At 68.6% G+C, this 20,431-nt stretch carries 17 protein-coding genes; 10 read left to right on the forward strand and 7 right to left on the reverse strand.

Translation table 11 applies throughout. The features are described from left to right. Positions 1 to 21: 21 nt before the first annotated feature. The 3 genes from ACO2RV_RS15950 to ACO2RV_RS15960 form a co-directional block, all read right to left on the reverse strand. On the reverse strand, positions 22 to 2,562 hold the full coding sequence (locus ACO2RV_RS15950) for a DUF3772 domain-containing protein (RefSeq protein WP_423294725.1): 2,541 nt from the start codon (positions 2,560 to 2,562) through the stop codon (positions 22 to 24). Positions 2,563 to 2,665: 103 nt separating this feature from the next. After that, positions 2,666 to 3,280, reverse strand: coding sequence for a GNAT family N-acetyltransferase (locus ACO2RV_RS15955; protein ID WP_423294727.1), 615 nt, complete (start codon positions 3,278 to 3,280; stop codon positions 2,666 to 2,668). A gap of 250 nt (positions 3,281 to 3,530) precedes the next feature. Further along, the gene (locus ACO2RV_RS15960) at positions 3,531 to 4,421 is read right to left on the reverse strand and encodes a S1 family peptidase (RefSeq protein ID WP_423294729.1); all 891 of its coding nucleotides are present in this window, start codon (positions 4,419 to 4,421) and stop codon (positions 3,531 to 3,533) included. A gap of 270 nt (positions 4,422 to 4,691) precedes the next feature. Between ACO2RV_RS15960 and zapE the strand changes: the two genes are divergently transcribed. From zapE to lpdA, 7 genes are all read left to right on the forward strand, one after another. Further along, entirely contained in the window at positions 4,692 to 5,912 is a 1,221-nt protein-coding gene (gene zapE / locus ACO2RV_RS15965; RefSeq protein ID WP_423294731.1) for a cell division protein ZapE, read from the forward strand. A 73-nt stretch (positions 5,913 to 5,985) separates the two neighbouring features. Beyond that, positions 5,986 to 6,708, forward strand: coding sequence for a DUF1003 domain-containing protein (locus ACO2RV_RS15970; RefSeq protein ID WP_423294733.1), 723 nt, complete (start codon positions 5,986 to 5,988; stop codon positions 6,706 to 6,708). Positions 6,709 to 6,865: 157 nt separating this feature from the next. Further along, entirely contained in the window at positions 6,866 to 7,831 is a 966-nt protein-coding gene (mdh, locus tag ACO2RV_RS15975) for a malate dehydrogenase (RefSeq protein ID WP_423294735.1), read from the forward strand. A gap of 330 nt (positions 7,832 to 8,161) precedes the next feature. Further along, the gene (locus ACO2RV_RS15980; protein ID WP_423294737.1) at positions 8,162 to 11,143 is read left to right on the forward strand and encodes a 2-oxoglutarate dehydrogenase E1 component; all 2,982 of its coding nucleotides are present in this window, start codon (positions 8,162 to 8,164) and stop codon (positions 11,141 to 11,143) included. Positions 11,144 to 11,205: 62 nt separating this feature from the next. Beyond that, on the forward strand, positions 11,206 to 12,447 hold the full coding sequence (gene odhB / locus ACO2RV_RS15985) for a 2-oxoglutarate dehydrogenase complex dihydrolipoyllysine-residue succinyltransferase (RefSeq protein WP_423294739.1): 1,242 nt from the start codon (positions 11,206 to 11,208) through the stop codon (positions 12,445 to 12,447). 28 nt (positions 12,448 to 12,475) lie between these two features. Continuing rightward, positions 12,476 to 13,117 (forward strand): LysE family transporter, encoded by a 642-nt coding sequence (locus ACO2RV_RS15990; protein ID WP_423294741.1) that lies wholly within the window; start codon positions 12,476 to 12,478, stop codon positions 13,115 to 13,117. A gap of 29 nt (positions 13,118 to 13,146) precedes the next feature. Next, complete coding sequence (gene lpdA, locus ACO2RV_RS15995; protein WP_423294743.1) at positions 13,147 to 14,547, forward strand: dihydrolipoyl dehydrogenase; 1,401 nt, start codon at positions 13,147 to 13,149, stop codon at positions 14,545 to 14,547. Positions 14,548 to 14,737: 190 nt separating this feature from the next. On the opposite strand, the gene ACO2RV_RS16000 is transcribed toward lpdA, so the two are convergent. The 3 genes from ACO2RV_RS16000 to ACO2RV_RS16010 all read right to left on the reverse strand — a co-directional run bounded on the left by ACO2RV_RS16000 (position 14,738) and on the right by ACO2RV_RS16010 (position 16,417). Further along, a complete protein-coding gene (locus ACO2RV_RS16000) occupies positions 14,738 to 14,869 on the reverse strand; it encodes a hypothetical protein (protein ID WP_423294745.1) in 132 nt (43 codons plus the stop codon). A 114-nt stretch (positions 14,870 to 14,983) separates the two neighbouring features. After that, positions 14,984 to 15,418, reverse strand: a complete 435-nt coding sequence (locus ACO2RV_RS16005) for a VOC family protein (protein WP_423294747.1) — start codon at positions 15,416 to 15,418, stop codon at positions 14,984 to 14,986. A 12-nt stretch (positions 15,419 to 15,430) separates the two neighbouring features. Further along, positions 15,431 to 16,417, reverse strand: coding sequence for a tyrosine recombinase XerC (locus ACO2RV_RS16010; protein ID WP_423294749.1), 987 nt, complete (start codon positions 16,415 to 16,417; stop codon positions 15,431 to 15,433). Positions 16,418 to 16,615: 198 nt separating this feature from the next. Here ACO2RV_RS16010 and ACO2RV_RS16015 point away from each other — a divergent pair, with 198 nt between their 5' ends. Continuing rightward, positions 16,616 to 18,832, forward strand: coding sequence for a primosomal protein N' (locus tag ACO2RV_RS16015; RefSeq protein WP_423294751.1), 2,217 nt, complete (start codon positions 16,616 to 16,618; stop codon positions 18,830 to 18,832). Positions 18,833 to 18,947: 115 nt separating this feature from the next. On the opposite strand, the gene ACO2RV_RS16020 is transcribed toward ACO2RV_RS16015, so the two are convergent. Beyond that, positions 18,948 to 19,439 carry a hypothetical protein gene (locus tag ACO2RV_RS16020; RefSeq protein ID WP_423294753.1) on the reverse strand — a complete coding sequence of 164 codons (492 nt, stop codon included), beginning with the start codon at positions 19,437 to 19,439 and terminating at the stop codon, positions 18,948 to 18,950. Between the two features lie 219 nt (positions 19,440 to 19,658). Here ACO2RV_RS16020 and ACO2RV_RS16025 point away from each other — a divergent pair, with 219 nt between their 5' ends. Continuing rightward, positions 19,659 to 19,811, forward strand: a complete 153-nt coding sequence (locus ACO2RV_RS16025; protein ID WP_423294755.1) for a DUF5993 family protein — start codon at positions 19,659 to 19,661, stop codon at positions 19,809 to 19,811. Between the two features lie 10 nt (positions 19,812 to 19,821). Further along, positions 19,822 to 20,412, forward strand: a complete 591-nt coding sequence (locus tag ACO2RV_RS16030; RefSeq protein WP_423294757.1) for a disulfide bond formation protein B — start codon at positions 19,822 to 19,824, stop codon at positions 20,410 to 20,412. Positions 20,413 to 20,431 lie beyond the last annotated feature (19 nt).

A 20,431-nucleotide genomic window follows, 5' to 3' on the forward strand; every position in this document is an offset into this window, starting at 1 on the left:
TTCTGGACGACCGGGATGGGCTCAGCCCCCATCGTCCCCGGCGGTGTTCTCTTCCGGCCCGATGCGGCCGCCGCGATAGACGTTCCAGGGCGTATAGGGGATGCCGATCTTCGCCTGCTTCATACGGTCGAGCACCGCGAAATGCAGGTCGCTCTTCACGGTGAGCGAATAGTCGACATTGGCGACCACGCAGCGCAGCTCGAACTTCAGGTAGCTGTCGCCGAACGCCATCAGGAACACGCGAGGCGGCGGCGAGCGCAGCACCTGCGGGTGGTCGCAGGCGCAACCGATCAGGATGTCGCGCACCTCGTCGGCATCGGCGTCATAAGCGACGTTCACCGCCACGATGACCCGGCCGGTGGTGTTGGCGTGGGTGAAGTTCTTCACCATGCCGGTGATCAGGTCCGAGTTCGGGATCAGCACCGCCGCGCGGTCGAAGGTCTCGATCTCGGTGGCGCGCACGCTGATGCGGCGCACATAGCCTTCCTCGCCCTTCACATTGATGGTGTCGCCGACCCGGATCGGCCGCTCCGCCAGCAGGATGAGGCCGGAGACGAAGTTCGAGACGATGGATTGCAGGCCGAAACCGATACCGACGGAGAGCGCACCGGCGACGAGCGCGATGTTCTCGAGATTCAGCCCCAGCTGACCCATCGCCATGGCGATGACGGCGATCGAGCCGACATAGCCGATGATGGTGGAGATCGAGTTCTGCAAACCCTGATCGAACGCCGTCTTCGGCAGGATCGCCACCGCGAACCAGCGCTGGATGGCGCGGGCGATGATGATGCCGATCACCATGAACAGCACCGCGCTCAGCACGTCGCCGATGGTGATGGTGGAGGTGCCGATGGTGAAGCCGAAGGTGATGCGGCTGACGAGGTCGCGTATGTCGGCGGTCGAGGTGCCGAAGGTGCCGATCACCATCACCAGCACGACGAGCGTCGCCAGCGCCTTGAACACGCCGGCGACCAGCAGCGCCAGCAGTTCCAGGCTCGCCGGCCGCACGCCCAGCGTCTTGGCGACATGGCGGGCCCGCGGCCCGGAGGCGATGCCGTCGATGAACACCGCGTTGATCAGCGCGATGATGAGATAGAGCGCGCCGGCCATCACCACGGCGACCAGCGAGCGCGAGGCGAGGAAGGTGGCGACGCTCACATAGCCGGCGATCAGCGCGGCGACGATCGCCGCGTTCAGCACCCAGAACGGGAAGCGGATCCACTGCAGCGCCGTCGCCGAGGGGCCGGCGGAGGCGCCATCGGCGTCGCTTTTGCCGTCGGTCTCCTCGCCGTCGGTACCGTCGGAGAGCTCGCCGAGCGCGCGCATGGTGCGCCCGGCCACAAGCACCAGCGCCAGCGCCATGCTCGCCGCCGTCGCCACGGTCAGCGGAACCGGCACGACGAGCGCCTTGTGAATGGTGTTCAGCAGCGCCGTGGTGGAGAGGATCCACAGGCCGAGCGCCGCGTTGCGGTAGATCAGCCGCGCCATCTCGTCCGAGACCGGCACGACGCGGCGGCGCGGCTCTTCGGGTGCCAGCGCTCCCTGCAGCAGGCCGCGCCCGATCGCGACGATGCACACGGCCAGCACGAGGCCCTGGGAGATTTCCTCGACGCGCGGCGGCAGCAGATCGAAGGCGCTGAACAGCGCCAGCACGGCGAGTGTCGCCACCGGCGCCGCGGCCATGCCGAGCAGCGCCACCAGCGCCGACAGCCCGCTCGCCTTCAGCCGCGAGAGCGGCTCGCCATCCGCGTCGAGATCGACCCGGTGCAGCGGCCGGCGGAACATGTTCTGCAGGAACACCACGAGGGCGATGATCGCCAGCGCGCCCAGCCCGACGACCACCTGCCCGATCCGCGACATGCGCGCATCGGCATAAGCCTGCCAGTCGCCCAGGAGATAGCGGATTCCGCGCAGCTCGATGGGGATCGAGGTGACGGCGGAAACCCACAGATTGGGATCGAGCACGCTGAAGGAGCGCGCCAGCAGCGTATCGGTGAACAGAGCCCGCCGCCGGCTGGTGATGCGGTCCGCCATCTGGTCGGCGCGCACCTTCAGCAGCTTCACCTGCTTGGACACGGCGTCCACCGCGGCGAGGCGCGCGGTCAGCGCGTCGCGCTCCTGGGTGATGGAGGCATCTTCCGGCGGCGCATCCGCCGCGGGCTTCGGGCCGATCTCCTGCACGCGCCGGTTCAGGTCGGCCACCAGCGGATCGAGTATCGAAATGGCGGAGGAAAGGTCGCTGCGGGCCGGATCCAGCCTGGCACGCAGACTGTCGAGATCGGCGGAGCTCAGCCCGTCGCGGCCGAGCGCGGCCTCTACGCCGTCGACGACGGCCCGCTGTCCTTCCAGCCGTTCCTGCACCGCCTGCTGTTCCGGCGAGACCGGGCCGCCGGCCTGCGCCGATGCGAGCGAGGGGGCCAGCGCCAACAGCGCGACGACGATGAGGAGGATCGGAAGAAGGAACGGCCGGCCGAAGCGCCCGACGTGATCGCCGTTGCGGGAAGCCTCACGGCGGCGCGCCCATCCGGTCGCGCAATCGGTTGCAGAGATGAGATGAGCCATGACCACGGGCGGATTGGAGCCTGAGTGCCCCTCTCTCGGGTCGGATATGGGCCAAGTCAAGGCAAAGCGAGCGGGAATGGCCTACACGGCAGGCGCCGCGCGCTCAGTTGCCGCGCATGGAAGGCGGCAGCGTGCGTTCCTGGAGATCGAAGGCGGACGAGCAGACCGCGAACACGTCACCCATCAATTCGCGCAGCCGCGAGAATATGGTGGCGTGCGGCGCCTTCAGCGTGCCGATGACTTCCTCGTCGTCCACCGAGAAATTGGCCGCGTGATGCACCGCAAGATGCTTCATCGGGGCGTTGTTCGGAAGGAACACCACCTGCAACTCCTCGATGCCGCGATTCTGCGCCAGCAGCACGAGATAGCGCATCAGCGCCGAGCCGATGCCCTTGCCCTGCCAGGCGCGCTCGACGCTGAACGCCGCCTCGGCCGAGGACGGCTTGCCGGGGCGCCTGGGCAGCGGGTGCAGCTCGGCAGCGGCGTGTAGCTCGCCATCGACGAAATAGCCGAGCGCCATGGCATCGCCGGTCATCAGCCGCGTGGCATGGCGGGCGATGGCCGCATCGGAGACCACGCCGCCGAAGCGCATGAAACGGCTCAGCGGATCGAGCCGCAGCAGATGATCCACCAGCGATTGACGTTCGGCGGGAAGCAGCTTGCGAATCTCGCCTTCGGCAAGCCGGGCGGGGCGCTGGGCGGCGGAAGCGTCAAGCACCTCCTCCGCACGCACAGGCGTACGGCTGGAAAGGGGATTGCTATGTTCCATCGCGGGCATCGTTCTCGTCTCGCGCCGCTGATATATTGCGGCGCAGCAGAAATATGCGCGCCGCACAAAAACACAACTCACACACCTGCATGGCTCGCATGCAGCGCATCAGAGCCAGCGCCTTTTGTGCGCCTCATTCCCCGTTGGCGCAATGCGTGGAAGCACGGGCGCCTCTGGCGCAGAGGGCCGGCGCCGGCCGTCAGCGGCTCGCGGTGAGCGGCTGGCTGCGGCTCGTCAGGCTCGCAATGGCCCGCCGCAGCGGGCCCTCCACCGTCAGCGCGAAATTATAGTGGCTCGTCGAGAACGGGCCGGGCGTGCCCGGATGCGCCGAGCGGAAGCCGACATAGACGCCGAGGAAGTCCCCCTTCTCGCTCAGCAGCGCCGAGCCGGAGGTGCCGCCCTCGGCGTCGCAGTCGAGCGCCACCTCGCGCAGGCCGCCGGGAGCCTGCGCCGTCACCTGCCGCGCCGAGCAGCGTTCCAGCGAGCGGCTTTCCACCCCGCCGGTACGGGCCGCGGCAACCAGCACCACCGGTCCGGGCACCTTCATCGCCGGTCCCAGCGCATAGGGACGCACTTCGCGCACCGGGTCGGCGAGCGGTGCTACCGCCCAGTCGCGCACGGCCGGCGCGGCATAGGGCTCGCGCGACCCGCTGACCGCGCGCTCGACCAGGATCGGCACGCTCTGGCGCACACCGCCGGCATCGATCTCGAAGGTGCAGTCGCCGCCATCGCCGCGCGGCGCGCCGCCGGGAGCGAACAGCATGTGAGCGGCGGTGACGAGAACATCGTTCGCCCCGACCAGCTGGCCGGTGCCGACCGCGCCGCCGCAGCGAACGAGCCCGGTGGCACTGATGCGGCGCGTCACCTGCGCCGGCGACAGCCCGTTCGCCTGCGCATATTGCTCGGGAGTAAGGCGGTCATCGCCGTCGATCAGGATGGCGGCGGAAGGCAGAGCAGCGCCGCTGGCCGCGTTGCGGATTTCTGCGGACGTTGCCTCGGAGACAAGCGCCGGCGTGCCGATCGACAGCGCAACCGCGAACACCAGACGGGCGACACCTCCGCCCGCGCGCCACACGCCCCCGCCCCGCATGCCCTGCCCTTCTTCCGCAATGGACGAGGAAGAGTGCGAAGATGATCATGTCGGCGTCAAGGCACGGCTGGAGCAACGCGCCGCCCGGCCTGCGGTTCCCGCATGGCGTCGCTTCCACCTCCGCGAGCCATCTCCCGGCACCCTTTCCCGGCAGGCAGGGGCATGTGACACCTTCGTCGGACATGCCGCCTCCCCGCTTGCTCCGGCGAGGCGGTGCCGCTAATGCGTGCGCTGCACAAATCCGCAGTGATGCGAAGTGGGTGGTCCAACATGGCCGACAAGTTAGCCGCGGAAGCCGGCGGCTCGGTGCTCGCGGCGCGCTATGTCGCCCGCATGGCGGCCGGTGACATCTCGCCGGATCCAGGCCAGGCCAAGGTCGTCTTCGCCCTCGCCGAGCTGGAGCAGCGCATCGCCACAAGGCGGCTGGCCCGCAAGACCTCGGCGCTCGGCTGGCTGTTCGCCCGCCGCGAGGACGCCATTCCCCGCGTGCGCGGGCTCTACATCCATGGCGCGGTCGGACGCGGCAAGACCATGCTGGTCGACCTGTTCTATGAGAGCGTGGCGGTGCGCAAGCGCAAGCGCCGCGCCCATTTCCACGAATTCATGGCCGATGTGCACGCCCGCATCTTCCAGGTGCGCGCGGACATCAAGGCCGGCCGGATCAAGGACACCGACCCGATCGGCATCGTCGCCGCGGCGCTCTATGAGGAAGCATGGCTGCTGTGCTTCGACGAATTCCACGTCACCGACATCGCCGACGCGATGATCCTCGGCCGGCTGTTCGAAAAGCTGTTCGATCTCGGCGTGGTCATCGTCGCCACCTCGAACGTGGCGCCCGAGGACCTCTACAAGGGCGGCCTCAACCGCGCGCTGTTCCTGCCCTTCATCGCCATGATCCAGCAGCACATGGACGTGGTGCGCATCGAATCGCCGACCGACTACCGCATGGAAAAGCTCGGCGGCGTGCGCATCTGGTACGTGCCCGGCCCGGACCACACGCCGGCCGAGGTGGACCGCGAGGTCGAGAAGGTCTGGCACCGCATCGCCGGCGCCGATGGCGGCGCGCCCGCCAAGCTCAACTCCAGCGGCCGGGTCATCCCAGTGCCGCACGCGGGCGGCGGCGCGGCGCGCTTCAGCTTCGAGGATCTGTGCGGCCAGCCGCTCGGCGCCTCGGACTATCTGCGCCTCGCCCGCGCCTACCATACGCTGGTGATCGACCACATCCCCCAGCTCGACCAGGACCGGCGCAACGAGGCCAAGCGCTTCATCACCCTGATCGACGAACTCTACGAGAAGGGCGTGAAGCTCGTCGCCTCGGCGGCGGCGGAGCCCGAGGAGCTTTATCTCGGCACGGAAGGCGCGGAAGCCTTCGAGTGGGCGCGCACCGTCTCGCGCCTGCACGAGATGCGCTCCAGCGACTACATTGCCCGTCCGCACGGCCGCGGCGACTCGCAAGCCTCCGGAGACACGACCGGCCTCGTCGAAACCTGACCTGCGCTCTTGATCGGCGGCAGCGGGCGCACGAATTTGGGGTGCCGTTTCCCGATCAACGCTGCGTGCCGCCATGAACACCCGCAATCATCACCACAAGAGCACCGAGCCGGAGCATGCCTGCGCCCTCACCGGCCGCATCGTCTCGGCACGAGACGGCATCCGGCTCGATCTGATCCGGCCGACACTGGCCGATCATATCCGCGCATTGCATCCCGGCATTGCGCCAGACGCATACATCTCGCGCAAGGCACTGGCCGAGGAACGCGCCGCCTACATCGCCGCCACGCTGCAGGCGGAGCGCGGCGACCTCAGCCAGCTCGACCATGACGTGATCCAGAGCCTGGCCGACAACGACATCCTGACCCAGAATGTCGAGACCGAGATCGACCGGGCGCGCACCTTCGGCGAGCGCGCGGCCGACGTCATCGCCTCCTTCGGTGGCAGCTGGACCTTCATCATCTCCTTCCTGGTGTTCATCGGCTTCTGGATGACGCTGAACGTCGCCGGGCTGATGGGTGCATTCGACCCCTACCCCTTCATATTGCTCAATCTGGTGCTGTCCTGCATCGCCGCGCTGCAGGCGCCCGTCATCATGATGAGCCAGAAGCGGCAGGAGGCGAAAGACCGCTTCCGGTCGGAAAACGACTACCGGGTGAACCTCAAGGCCGAGCTGGAGATCCGCCATTTGCACGAGAAGATCGACCACATGCTGACCCGGCAATGGGAGCGCCTCGCCGAGATACAGTCGATCCAGATCGAACTGATGGAAGACTTGGTACAGCGCCGGAGATAGGCATTCTGTATTTCGTATACCAAAACGAATACGCGCAAAGTCGTATCTGCACTTGACGGTAGGGCGGGCAAGTCGGCTTGAACCGGGCGGCGATAAGGGCTATCGGATGCCCGCGCGGCGGAGCGCCGCACCCCTCCTCGGAAAGTCAGGAAATCTCATGGCTCGAGCAAAGATTGCACTGATCGGGGCCGGTCAGATCGGCGGTACTCTCGCCCTTCTGGCAGGCCTCAAGGAACTCGGCGACGTCATCCTGTTCGACGTGGCTGAAGGTATCCCGCAGGGCAAGGGCCTCGACATTGCGGAAGCTTCTCCCGTTCTCGGCTTCGACGCCAAGCTGGTCGGCACCAACGGCTATGAGGGGATCGAGGGCGCCGATGTCGTCATCGTCACCGCCGGCGTTCCGCGCAAGCCGGGCATGAGCCGCTCGGACCTGCTCGACATCAACCTGAAGGTCATGCAGCAGGTCGGCGCGGGCATCGCCAAGTTCGCCCCCGACGCCTTCGTGATCTGCATCACCAACCCGCTCGACGCCATGGTGTGGGCGCTGCAGAAGGCCTCCGGCCTGCCGACCCACAAGGTCGTCGGCATGGCCGGCGTGCTCGACTCGGCCCGCTTCCGCTACTTCCTGTCCGACGAGTTCAACGTCTCGGTCGAGGACGTCACCGCCTTCGTGCTCGGCGGCCATGGCGACGACATGGTGCCGCTGGTGCGCTATTCCGGCGTCGCCGGCATCCCGCTGCCGGACCTCGTCAAGATGGGCTGGACCACCCAGGCCAAGCTCGACGCCATCGTCGAGCGCACCCGCAAGGGCGGCGGCGAGATCGTCAACCTGCTGAAGACCGGCTCGGCCTTCTACGCGCCCGCCGCCTCGGCGATCGAGATGGCGACGTCCTATCTGCGCGACAAGAAGCGCCTGCTGCCGGCCGCGGCCTTCCTCTCCGGTCAGTACGGCCTGAACGACATCTATCTCGGCGTGCCGGTGATCATCGGTGCCGGCGGCGTGGAGAAGGTCGTCGAGATCGAACTCGACGGCGCCGAGCAGGCCATGCTCGACAAGTCCATCGCCTCGGTGAAGGAACTGGTGGCCGAGTGCCAGAAGATCGCCCCGAACCTCGCGAGCTGATCGAGGTTCCGGTCCTACGACACGGCGCGGCGGGCCCCTGGCCCGCCCGCCACATTCCGGCGGGACGCCCTCCCGCCAGGCTCGTGCCGAAAGCCTGCCATCCGGGGGCTTCGCACGGCGCGTACACACCGCAGTGAAGCCGTGCAGAAATGCACCCCAGTGCCGCATTCATACGGTATTCATGAAGCGGATAAGAGACCTATATAAGCTCCCACCCGAGCTTATGCCCCGAGGACCCGGGGCGCCCGGAGACCGACCGAAGCCCGGCAAGGCCGGAACTCCGGCAGGAAATTGCCTCCACCGGACCCCATGGTCCTTCAGGAGCCGACGATGTCGCGCGCGGACTTGAACGAAGCTTTCCTCAACACCTCCTTCCTCTACGGCGCCAATGCGGCCTGGATCGAGGATCTCTATGCCCGCTACGAGGCGGACCCCTCCTCGGTCGATGCCGAATGGCAGGCCTTCTTCGCCGGGCTGAAGGACACGCCCGCCGACGTGGAGAAGAGCGCGCGGGGCGCCTCCTGGAAGCAGCCGGGCTGGCCGATCCACGCCAATGGCGAGCTGGTCTCGGCGCTGGACGGCAACTGGATCGAGATCGAGAAGGCCGTCGGCAAGAAGGTCGAGGCCAAGGTCGCGGAGAAGGCCAAGGCGACTGGCGTCGAGCTGAGCTCCGCCGACGTGCAGCAGGCCACCCGCGATTCGGTCAAGGCGCTGATGATGATCCGCGCCTTCCGCATGCGCGGCCATTTCCACGCCAAGCTCGATCCGCTGGGCCTGGAGCCGGAGCGCCTCGCGCCCGAGCTCGATCCCGCCTCGTACGGCTTCCGCGAGGCCGATCTCGACCGGCCTATCTTCATCGACTACGTGCTCGGCATGGAGTTCGCCACCGTCCGGCAGATGGTCGCCATTCTCCAGCGCACCTATTGCAACACGCTGGGCGTCGAGTTCATGCACATCTCCTCGCCCGAGGAGAAGGCGTGGATCCAGGAGCGCATCGAGGGGCCGGACAAGGAGATCACCTTCACCCGCGAGGGCAAGCGCGCCATCCTCAACAAGCTGGTGGAGGCCGAGGGCTTCGAGAAGTTCCTCGACGTGCGCTACACCGGCACCAAGCGCTTCGGCCTCGACGGCGGCGAAAGCCTGATCCCGGCGCTCGAGCAGATCATCAAGCGCGGCGGCAATCTCGGCGTGAAGGAGATCGTGTTCGGCATGGCCCATCGCGGCCGCCTGAACGTGCTGACGCAGGTCATGGGCAAGCCGCACCGCGCGCTGTTCCACGAGTTCAAGGGCGGCTCCTGGGCGCCCGACGAGGTCGAGGGCTCGGGCGACGTGAAGTACCATCTGGGTGCCTCGTCCGACCGCGAGTTCGACGGCAACCAGGTGCATCTGTCGCTGACCGCCAACCCCTCGCATCTCGAAATCGTCGACCCGGTGGTGCTGGGCAAGTCGCGCGCCAAGCAGGACCTGCTGCACGACGCCGAGCGCACCCAGGTGCTGCCGCTGCTGCTGCACGGCGACGCCGCCTTCGCCGGCCAGGGCGTGGTGGCCGAGTGCCTCGGCCTGTCCGGCCTCAAGGGCCACCAGACCGGCGGCTCGATCCACTTCATCATCAACAACCAGATCGGCTTCACCACCTATCCCGGCAATTCGCGCTCCTCGCCGTACCCGTCGGACGTCGCCAAGACCATCGAGGCGCCGATCTTCCACGTGAACGGCGATGACCCGGAAGCGGTGACCTTCGCCGCCAAGATCGCGATCGAGTTCCGCCAGCGCTTCAAGAAGCCGGTGGTGGTGGACATGTTCTGCTACCGCCGCTTCGGCCATAACGAAGGTGACGAGCCGGCCTTCACCCAGCCCTTGATGTACAAGCTCATCAAGCAGCACCCGACGACGCTGGAGATCTACGGCCGCAAGCTCGAAGCCGAGGGCGTGGTCGAGGCCGGCGAGATCGACAAGATGCGCGCCGAATGGCGTGCCAAGCTCGACGGCGAATACGATGCCGGCCAGGCCTACAAGCCGAACAAGGCCGACTGGCTCGACGGCCGCTGGGCCGGCCTCAAGGCCGCCGCCGACGCCGACGATCCGCGTCGCGGCAATACCGGCGTCGAACTCGACACGCTGCGCGAGATCGGCGCGCGTATCACCAGCGTGCCGGAGGGTTTCCACCTCCACCGCACCATCCAGCGTTTCCTCGACGCCCGCCGCAAGGCGATCATCGACGACGGCGCCGGCATCGACTGGTCGACGGCGGAGGCGCTGGCCTTCACCACGCTGCAACTCGACGGCCACCCCGTCCGCCTGTCCGGCCAGGATTGCGAGCGCGGCACCTTCTCGCAGCGCCATTCGGTGCTGATCGACCAGGAGAACGAGGACCGCTACACCCCGTTCAACCATGTGCGCGAGGGCCAGGCCCATTACGAGGTCATCAATTCGATGCTCTCGGAAGAGGCCGTGCTCGGCTTCGAATATGGCTACTCGCTGTCCGAGCCGAACGCCCTCACGTTGTGGGAGGCCCAGTTCGGCGACTTCGCCAATGGCGCGCAGGTGGTGTTCGACCAGTTCCTGTCGTCGGGCGAGCGCAAGTGGCTGCGCATGTCCGGCCTCGTCTGCCTGCTGCCGCATGGCTATGAGGGCCAGGGTCCCGAGCACTCCTCGGCCCGCCTCGAGCGCTATCTGCAGATGTGCGCCGAGGACAACATGCAGGTCGCCAACCTGACGACGCCGGCAAACTATTTCCACGCCCTGCGCCGCCAGCTGAAGCGCGACTTCCGCAAGCCGCTGATCGTGATGACGCCGAAGAGCCTGCTGCGCCACAAGCGCGCCGTCTCCAAGCTCGCCGACTTCGGCGCCGGCACCAGCTTCCACCGCGTGCTGTGGGACGATGCCGACCGCTCCAATGCGGCGACGCTGCCGCCGGAAGCGGTGGCGCTGAAGCCGGACAACGAGATCCGCCGCGTCGTGCTGTGCTCGGGCAAGGTCTATTACGACCTGTACGAGGAGCGCGAGCGCCGCGGCATCGACGACATCTACCTCCTGCGCCTCGAGCAGCTTTTCCCGTTCCCGCTGAAGACGCTGGTGCAGGAAATCGGCCGCTTCAAGCAGGCCGAGGTGGTGTGGTGCCAGGAGGAGCCGAAGAACCAGGGCGGCTGGGCCTTCGTGCAGCCTTATCTCGAATGGGTGCTGGAGCAGGTCGGCTCTGCCTCTACCCGTCCGCGCTATACCGGGCGTCCGGCCTCCGCCGCCACGGCGACGGGCCTGATGTCCAAGCATCTGGCACAGCTCAAGGCGTTCCTTCAGGACGCGCTGGGCTGAGCATCGACTACATCCGAGGGAGTGCCGGCCGTCGGGCCGGCAAACGGTGAGGAAAAACGAGCATGGCCACCGAGATCCGCGTTCCGACGCTGGGCGAATCGGTCACCGAGGCAACCATCGGCAAGTGGTTCAAGAAGGCGGGCGACGCGGTCGCCGCCGATGAGCCCATCGTCGAGCTGGAGACCGACAAGGTCACGATCGAGGTTCCGGCCCCGGCGGCCGGCGTGCTCTCGGAGATCATCGCCAAGGATGGCGAGACGGTCGGCGTCGGCGCCCTGCTCGGCTCCATCGGTGCCGGTTCGGGCGCGCAGGCCGCGCCCGCCGCCGCCGCTCCCGCCAAGACCGAGGCCCCGAAGGCCGAGGCGCCCAAGGCTGCGGCTCCCGCTCCTGCGGCGGCCCCGGCTGCGGCCGCGTCGAACGGCCCGGCGGTCGCCAAGATCTCGGCGGAAGCCGGCATCAACCCGGCCCTGCTCGCCGGCTCCGGCAAGGATGGCCGCGTGACCAAGGGCGACGTGCTCGCCGCCATCGCCACGGGCGCGTCCGCCCCGGCGCCGGCCGCCCCCGCCCCGGTCAGCGTGCGCGCGCCCTCGGCGCCGGACGATGCCTCGCGCGAAGAGCGCGTGAAGATGACCAAGCTGCGCCTCACCATCGCCAAGCGGCTGAAGGATGCGCAGAACGCGGCGGCGATGCTCACCACCTTCAACGACGTCGACATGTCGGCGGTGATGAGCCTGCGCGCGCAGTACAAGGACGTGTTCGAGAAGAAGCACGGCACCAAGCTGGGCTTCATGGGCTTCTTCACCAAGGCGGTGATCCAAGCCCTGAAGGACGTGCCCGAGGTGAATGCCGAGATCGACGGCCAGGACCTCGTCTACAAGAACTACTACCACATCGGCATCGCCGTCGGCACCGACAAGGGCCTCGTCGTGCCGGTGGTGCGCAATGCCGACGAGCTCTCCATCGCCGGCATCGAGAAGAACATCGCCGGCCTCGGCCGCAAGGCGCGCGACGGCAAGCTCGGCATCGAGGACATGCAGGGCGGCACCTTCACCATCACCAATGGCGGCATCTACGGCTCCCTGATGTCGACGCCGATCCTCAACGCGCCGCAGTCCGGCATTCTCGGCATGCACCGCATCGAGGAGCGCCCGGTCGTGGTGAAGGGCCAGATCGTCGTCCGCCCGATGATGTATCTCGCGCTGAGCTACGACCACCGCATCGTCGACGGCAAGGGCGCCGTCACCTTCCTCGTGCGCGTCAAGGAAGCGCTGGAGGATCCGACCCGCCTCGTGCTGGATCTGTGATCCGGACCAGGCTCCGGCGGAGGGGAGAATGACCTATTTCAGCGAATTCGCGGCCCTGATGGCCGTGTTCGCGGTGGTGATCGTCGCGCCGGGGGCGGATTTCGCCCTCGTCGTGCGCCAGAGCGTGGTGCATGGCCGCAAGGCCGCGCTGGTCACCAGCTTCGGCATCGGCGCCTCGCTGCTGTTCCACATCTCCTACACCATCCTCGGCATCGGGCTCATCGTCTCCCAGTCGCTGGCGCTGTTCGCGCTGATCAAGTGGCTGGGCGTCGCCTATCTCGTCTATCTCGGCATCCGCTCCTTCTTCGAGAAGCCGATGAATTTCGACGAGCGCGCCCTGGCGGCCGATGCCGGCAAGGCGCGCCGCCTCTCCCTGCCGGCCTGCTTCGGCATGGGCTTCCTGACCAATGCGCTGAACCCCAAGCCGGTGCTGTTCTTCCTGTCGCTGTTCTCGGCGATGGTGAGCCATGAGACGCCGGTGCCGGTGGTCTTCCTCTATGGCATCGGCATGGCGAGCGCGCTCATCGCCTGGTTCGCCGGCGTCACCTTGTTCTTCACCAATCCCGCCGTGCGGGCACGCTTCGCGGCCGGCGGCCGCTGGTTCAACCGGGTGACCGGCGCGACCTTCGTGCTGCTCGGCCTTCGCCTCGCCGTCCAGAAGGCGGGCTGACCACTTTCGAATCCAGGGAAGCTGCGTCCATGTCCTACGATCTCGTCGTCATCGGCACCGGCCCCGGCGGCTATGTGTGCGCCATCCGCGCCGCCCAGCTGGGGCTCAAGGTCGCGGTGGTCGAGAAGCGCGCCACCTTCGGCGGCACCTGCCTCAACATCGGCTGCATCCCCTCCAAGGCGCTGCTGCACGCCTCGCATCTGTTCGAGGAAGCCGCCCACAACTTCGCCAAGCTCGGCATTGTGGTCGGCGCTCCCAAGCTCGACCACAAGGCGTTTCTCGGCTTCAAGGACCAGGCGGTCGAGGGCAACACCAAGGGTGTCGCCTTCCTGATGAAGAAGAACAAGATCGACACCTTCCACGGCACCGCCAGCATTCCGGCGCCCGGCAAGGTCGAGGTCGCGCTCGCCGCCGGCGGCAGCCAGACGCTGGAGACCACCGCCATCGTCATCGCCACCGGCTCGGATGTGGCCAAGCTCCCCGGCATCGAGATCGACGAGACCCGCATCGTCTCCTCCACCGGCGGCATCGCGCTGGAGAAGGTGCCGGGCAAGCTCGTGGTGGTCGGCGCCGGCGTCATCGGCCTCGAACTCGGCAGCGTGTGGCGCCGCCTCGGCTCGCAGGTGACGGTGGTGGAATATCTCGACCGCATCCTGCCCGGCATGGACCTCGACGTGGCGAAGTCGTTCCAGCGCATCCTGCAGAAGCAGGGCATGGACTTCAAGCTGGGCTCCAAGGTCACCGGCGTCGACACCAAGGGCAAGACCCTCAAGGTCTCGGTCGAGCCCGCCGCCGGCGGCGCCGCCGAGACGATCGAGGCCGACGTGGTGCTCGTCGCCATCGGCCGCGTGCCCTACACGGAAGGGCTGGGGCTGGAAGCGCTCGGCGTCGAGAAGGACAAGCGCGGCCGCGTCGTCACCGACCATTACTACCGCACCAACGTGCCGGGCATCTTCGCCATCGGCGACGCCATCGCCGGCCCGATGCTCGCCCACAAGGCCGAGGACGAGGGCGTGGCGCTGGCCGAGCTGCTGGCCGGTCAGGCCGGGCATGTGAATTACGACGTCATTCCGGCGGTGGTCTACACCTCGCCGGAAGTCGCCTCCGTCGGCAGGACCGAGGAGGAGCTGAAGGAAGCCGGCATCGCCTACAAGGTCGGCAAGTTCCCCTTCCTCGCCAATGGCCGCGCCAAGGCGAATGACGAGACCGACGGCTTCGTGAAGGTGCTGGCGGACGAGACCACCGACCGCGTGCTCGGCGTCCACATCATCGGCGTCGAGGCCGGCGAGATGATCCACGAGGCGGCCGTGCTGATGGAGTTCGGCGGCTCCTCCGAGGACCTCGCCCGCACCTGCCACGCCCACCCCACCCGCTCGGAAGCGGTGAAGGAAGCGGCGATGGCGGTGGAGAAGCGCTCCATCCACATGTGAGGCGGCGGGGCGCGGCACGAACCATCCTTCGAGGCCCGGCGATGCCGGGCACCTCAGGATGACGTCGTCCCCTTGCAACACCTCACGTCATGCTGAGGTGCGAGCACAGCGAGCCTCGAAGCACGGCACAACACGAAACGGCCCGGAAATCAGCTTCCGGGCCGTTTCTCTGTCAGGCGGAGACGCTGGCTCAGGAGCCCTTCACCGGCGTGGTCGAGGTCTGCGTCGAGGCCGCGTGGCCGGACATGCAGTCGGCCAGCGCGGCGCCGGAGATGGCGGCGGTGAAGGCAAGGGCACAGAGGGCAGTCGCGAAACGCTTCATCAGACACTCTCCTCTCGGTTGGTTCCCGGTAGGGAAAGTGTCGCCCAGCTCGGCCCTGCTGAAAAGACCGGCGCCGGCACCGGGCTGCCTCAATTGGCGTCATTCCGGCCGGTCTCACGCAGCCGTGTAGGTGACGGCCTCGATCTTCCAGCCGTCCGGGTCGAACAGGAAGGCGGCATAATACCCCTCCCCATAAAGCGGGCGCAGCCCCGGCGCGCCCTCGTCGCGCCCGCCGGTCCGCACGCCAGCCGCATGGAACGCCTGCACCGCCGCGCGCGAGGGCGCCAGGAAGCACAAATGGAAGCCGGGCGGCGGCACAACCTTGTTCGCCCGGTGCTGGATCCAGAACGGCGCCGCGCCCGGCGTGCCTTCCGGCGAGGGCAGTTCGCCCTCGGGACCCCAGCAGGCCGATTCCCCCTCCGGCTCGGGGAAGGCGCAGACGCGCACGAAGCCGAGCGGCGCCAGCACCGCGTCATAGAAGGCGAGCGAGCGTTCGTAATGGGAGACGCCGATCGACATGTGCTCGATGACCGGCCGGATGCGCTGCATCACACTCTCTCCCTATCGCGCGCGCGGATGCGCCGCCTTCCACGCCGCCATCAGCGCGGTCGAATCCACCGCCGCATAGATCTGCGTGGTGGAAAGCGAGGCATGACCGAGCAGTTCCTGGATCGAGCGCAGATCACCGCCGCGCCCGAGCAGATGCGTCGCGAAGGAATGGCGCAGTGCGTGCGGTGTCGCGCTGTCGGGCAGGCCGAGGCTGCCGCGCATGCGCTCCACCGCCAGCTGAACGATGCGCGGCGAGAGCGGACCACCCTTGGCGCCGCGGAACAGTGCCTTTTCCGGCTCCAGCTCATAGGGGCAGGCACGGGCATAGGCGTCGACCATGTCGATCACCGGGCGCAGCAGCGGCACCATGCGGGTCTTGCCGCCCTTGCCGTGGACGATGATCTGGTCGCCACGCCCGGGCTCGGGCATGTCGCGGCGCATCAGCCCCAGCGCCTCGGAAATACGCAGCCCCGAGCCGTAGAGCAGCGCGATCACCGCCGCGTCGCGCATCAGCACCCAGGGCTCGCGTTCCTCGCCGGCCCGCGTCGCCGGGTCGGCCATGGCGCGCGCGTCGGCGGGCGAGAGCGGGCGCGGCAAGGTGCGGGGAATGCGCGGCGCCCGCACGGCGGTGAGCGCGCCGACCTTGCCCAGTCCCTCGCGCTCCATGTGCCGGCCGAAGGAGCGCGCGGCGGCGAGGAAGCGCATCTGCGTGCGCGGCTCGATGCCCTCGGTGCGGCGCGCGGCGATCACCGCGCGCACGTCGCGCGGGTGCATGTCGGCCAGCGCCTTGAGGTCCGGCGGGCGGCCGAGATGGCGCGCCAGCAGGCCGAGAAAGGTGGAAACGTCGCGCGCATAGGCCTCGCGCGTCTTGGGCGACAAGCGCCGCTCATGGCCGAGCCGGCCGAGCCATTGGGTCAGCGCCTCGGCAACATCCGGCGTCGCCCCGGCGATCAGCCCGCGTTCCGCCCGCGCCGCCTTCTGCGCATCGCTCGCTGCCATCGGTGTCTCCTGCGAACCAGCGACGAGATTAACACGCCATCCCTTTAGGTTTCGTCGCCGTTCCCTCTCGCCGTCATCCCGGAATTGCCACAGGCAATATCCGGGATCGTTCGACGAATGGAGAGCGATCCCGGCTCTCGCTTCGCTCGTCCGGGATGACGATATGCCGACAACGACCACCATGCGCTATGAAGACCCATGCCGATCATCAGCCCCGCCGATTCCACCTCCCTGTTTCCGCCGCGCGAGAGCGTGGTCGACGTGCTGCTGCCGGTGGCGGTGGGCTCGGCCTATTCCTACCGCGTGCCGGAGGGGATGCAGGTCGCGCCCGGCGACATCGTCGTCGTCCCGCTCGGCACCCGCAACATGCTCGGCTGCGTGTGGCCGCGTGCGGAGGGCGCGCCCAGCGTCGATCCCGCCAAGCTGAAATCCATCCAGCGCCGCTACGCCGTCGCGCCGCTGCGGCCGGAGATGATCGCCTTCATCCGCTGGATCGCGGAATACACCGTCACCCCACCGGGCATGGTGCTGCGCCTCGCCTTGCGCCACGACGAGAGCGCCGGCATCGCCCGCGAGCGCACCGGCGTGCGCCTCACCGGCAAGCGGCCGGAGCGCCGCACCGCTGCGCGCGAAAAGACCATCGAGGCGCTGGCGGACGGCTTCGTCCGCTCCAAGACCGATGCGGCGCGCGAGGCCGGCGTCTCGCCCTCCGTCATCGACGGGCTGATCGACGACGGCGTGCTGGAGACCCTCGTCCTGCCGCCCGAGCCCGCCGCCGAGACGCCCGATCCCGACCACGCGACGCCGGACCTCTTGCCCGCGCAGGCCGAGGCCGCCGCCCGCCTCGTCGAGGCGGTGAAGACGCGCGCCTTCGCGCCCTTTCTCATCGATGGCGTCACCGGCTCGGGCAAGACCGAGACCTATTTCGAGGCCGTGGCCGAGACCATGCGGCAGGGACGGCAGAGCCTGATCCTGATGCCGGAAATCGCCCTCACCCAGGCGTTTCTCGACCGCTTCACCCGCCGCTTCGGCGTCAAGCCGGCGGAATGGCATTCGGCGGTCGGCTCGAAGCGGCGCGGGCGGGTGTTTCGCGGCGTCGCCTCGGGCGAGGTCAGCGTGGTGGTGGGGGCGCGCTCGGCGCTGTTCCTGCCCTATGCCGATCTCGGCCTGATCATCGTCGATGAGGAGCACGACAGCGCCTACAAGCAGGAGGACGGCGTCCACTACCACGCCCGCGACATGGCGGTGGTGCGCGCCCGGCTGGAGCAGGCGCCCATCGCCCTCGTCTCCGCCACCCCCTCTATCGAGACCGAGGTGAACGCCCGGCGCGGGCGCTACACCCGCCTCGCCTTGCCCGAGCGCTTCGCCGGCACCCGCGTGCCGCGGCTGGAGCCGATCGACCTGCGCAAGGAAGGCCCGCCGCGCGGGCGCTGGATCGCCCCGCGCCTCGCGCAGGAGATGACCCGCACCATCGAGGCCGGCGGGCAGGCGCTCCTGTTCCTCAACCGGCGCGGCTATGCCCCGCTGACGCTCTGCCGCGCCTGCGGCCACCGCATCAAATGCCCGTCCTGCTCAAGCTGGCTGGTGGAGCACCGCTTCCGCCGCCGGCTCGAATGCCACCAGTGCGGCTATGCCATGCCGGTGCCGAACGAATGCCCGAACTGCCATGAGCCGAATGCGCTCATTCCCTGCGGCCCCGGCGTGGAGCGGCTGCACGAGGAGGTCACCAACCTGCTGCCCAATGCGCGCACGCAGGTGCTTTCCAGCGACCTCGCTGGCGGGGTGGAGCGGCTGCGCGCCGAGCTGAAGGCGATCGAGGACGGCGAGGTCGACGTCATCGTCGGCACCCAGCTGGTCGCCAAGGGACACAATTTCCCCGGCCTCGCCATGGTCGGCGTGATCGACGCCGATGTCGGGCTCGGCCATGGCGACCCGCGCGCGGCCGAGCGCACCTTCCAGCTGCTGCACCAGGTCGCCGGCCGCGCGGGGCGGCATAATGTCGAGGGCCGGGCCTTTCTCCAGACTTACATGCCCGAGCATCCGGTGATGCAGGCGCTGGTCGCCGGCGACCGCGACGCCTTCTACGACCGCGAGATCGCCGTGCGCGAGGAGGCGCATCTGCCGCCCTTCGCCCGCTTCGCGGCGCTTGTCGTCTCCGGCACCGACGCCCACGCGGCGCAGTCCCATGCCCGCGCGCTCGCGGCCTGTTCGCCGCTGTCCAACGAGGTGCGCGTGCTCGGCCCGGCCGAGGCGCCGCTGGCGCTGATCCGGGGACGCCACCGCTTCCGCCTGCTCGCCCGCTCCGAGCGCGGCTTCGACCTCTCCGCCTATGTGCGCGGCTGGATGGCCAGGGCGCCGCGCGCCACCGGCAGCCTGCGGGTCGAGATCGACATCGACCCGCAGAGCTTCCTCTAGCGGATTTTCGAGCGAAGTGGCGTCCGGTTCGCGTGAAGAAAATGCGTCAGGACAACAGGCTAGAGCGTTTTCGGTGAATCGGGTTCATCGAAAACGCTCTCGCGCACGGCCACCCTCACCTCTTGGCGCAGACCAGCACCATCAGCGGCGCGCGCGAGACATCCGCGGGCTTCGGCGCGAAACGCACCTCGCGCTCGCTGAGGATCGTGGTCTCGCCCTCATGCGGCGCAAGATAGGCGTTGACCACCACCTCGTCGGCTTCGCAGGTCAGGTGGCAGCCCGCCGGCGAGAAGCACTCGCGGCGGGTATAGACCCGCACGGTGCCGGTCGCCTGCGCCGCGCTTCCGGCCTCCCCCTTCTCGCCCGCCGGGCCGGCAGGGCCTACAGGACCCGCAGGTCCGGCAGGACCCGCGACACCCGCCTCCCCCTTGGGACCCGCAGGACCGGCCGGGCCGACGGCGCCCGCCGGGCCGGCCGGTCCTGCGGGACCTGCGGCTCCGGCCGCGCCCTGTGGACCGGGAGGGCCGGCGGGGCCCGGCGTCGGCTCGCCGCACGAGGCGACGAGCAGCGCGGCCGCGAACGCAAGAGTCACATAAAGCAATCTCATCGTTTCCATCCCGAAGCTGGCTTGATTTGTCATTGGCTGGGGCGGCGTTCCGCCCGGCAGGGCAAGCCTGCCGCCGGCCGCTTCCAGCGTCAATCGATAGCTTGACGACGCGACGAACGCGCGACCACCGCAGCGCGTCATGACTTCCCGGCGCATGGGCGCTACACATCGTACTACCGCACCGGCAGTCGCCGGTCTGCAGCGCGGGTGCCGCCCATGATGAGCCTTCCGTTTTTCGGCCTTTTCGTCTCCCTGGTCCTTGCCGCGGCCGGCGAGCGCCTGCCCGCCGTGCTGGCATGGCTGGTCTCGATGGCGGTGCTGCTGGCGCTGTTCCGCGCCCACGCCACCGATCCCCTCAACATCGTGCTGTGAGCGCCGCGCCATGACCACGGACACGGACCGCCCCGCCCCGCCGCTGGCCGAACTCTCGCGCCAGCTCAACGCGCTCGGCCTCATCGCCGTCAGCGTGGTGCTCGGCTTCGCCTTCTACGACCAGCTGGTCGGCGGCGACCTGCCCTGTCCGCTCTGCCTGCTGCAGCGCGTCGGCTTCGTCGGGGTCGGTGTCGGGCTGGCGCTGAACCTGCGCTTCGGCGCGCGGCCGAGCCATTACGGCATCGCCATCCTCTCGGCCATTGCCGGCGGGGCGATCTCGGCGCGGCAGGTGCTGCTGCACATCGTGCCGGGCACCGGAACCTATGGCGATCCGTTCTTCGGGCTGCATTTCTACAGCTGGGCGCTGTTCCTGTTCATCGTCATCATCGGCGGCTGCGCCCTGCTGCTGCTGTTCGACCGGCAGTTCGAACCCGCCCCGGCGCGGCATCGCCTCTCCGGCCTCGCGCTCATTGCCTTCGCGCTGATCACGCTGCTGGCGCTCGGCAATGGCGTGTCGACCGTGCTGGAATGCGCCGGCGGCCTCTGCCCGGACAACCCGGCCGGCTACATGCTGCTGGAGCGCGCGGCGCCCGCGCCCTGAGCGCGCCACCAACCGGCGT

Origin of the sequence: Ancylobacter sp. VNQ12 (assembly GCF_049445835.1) — a bacterium.
GTDB lineage: Bacteria > Pseudomonadota > Alphaproteobacteria > Rhizobiales > Xanthobacteraceae > Ancylobacter.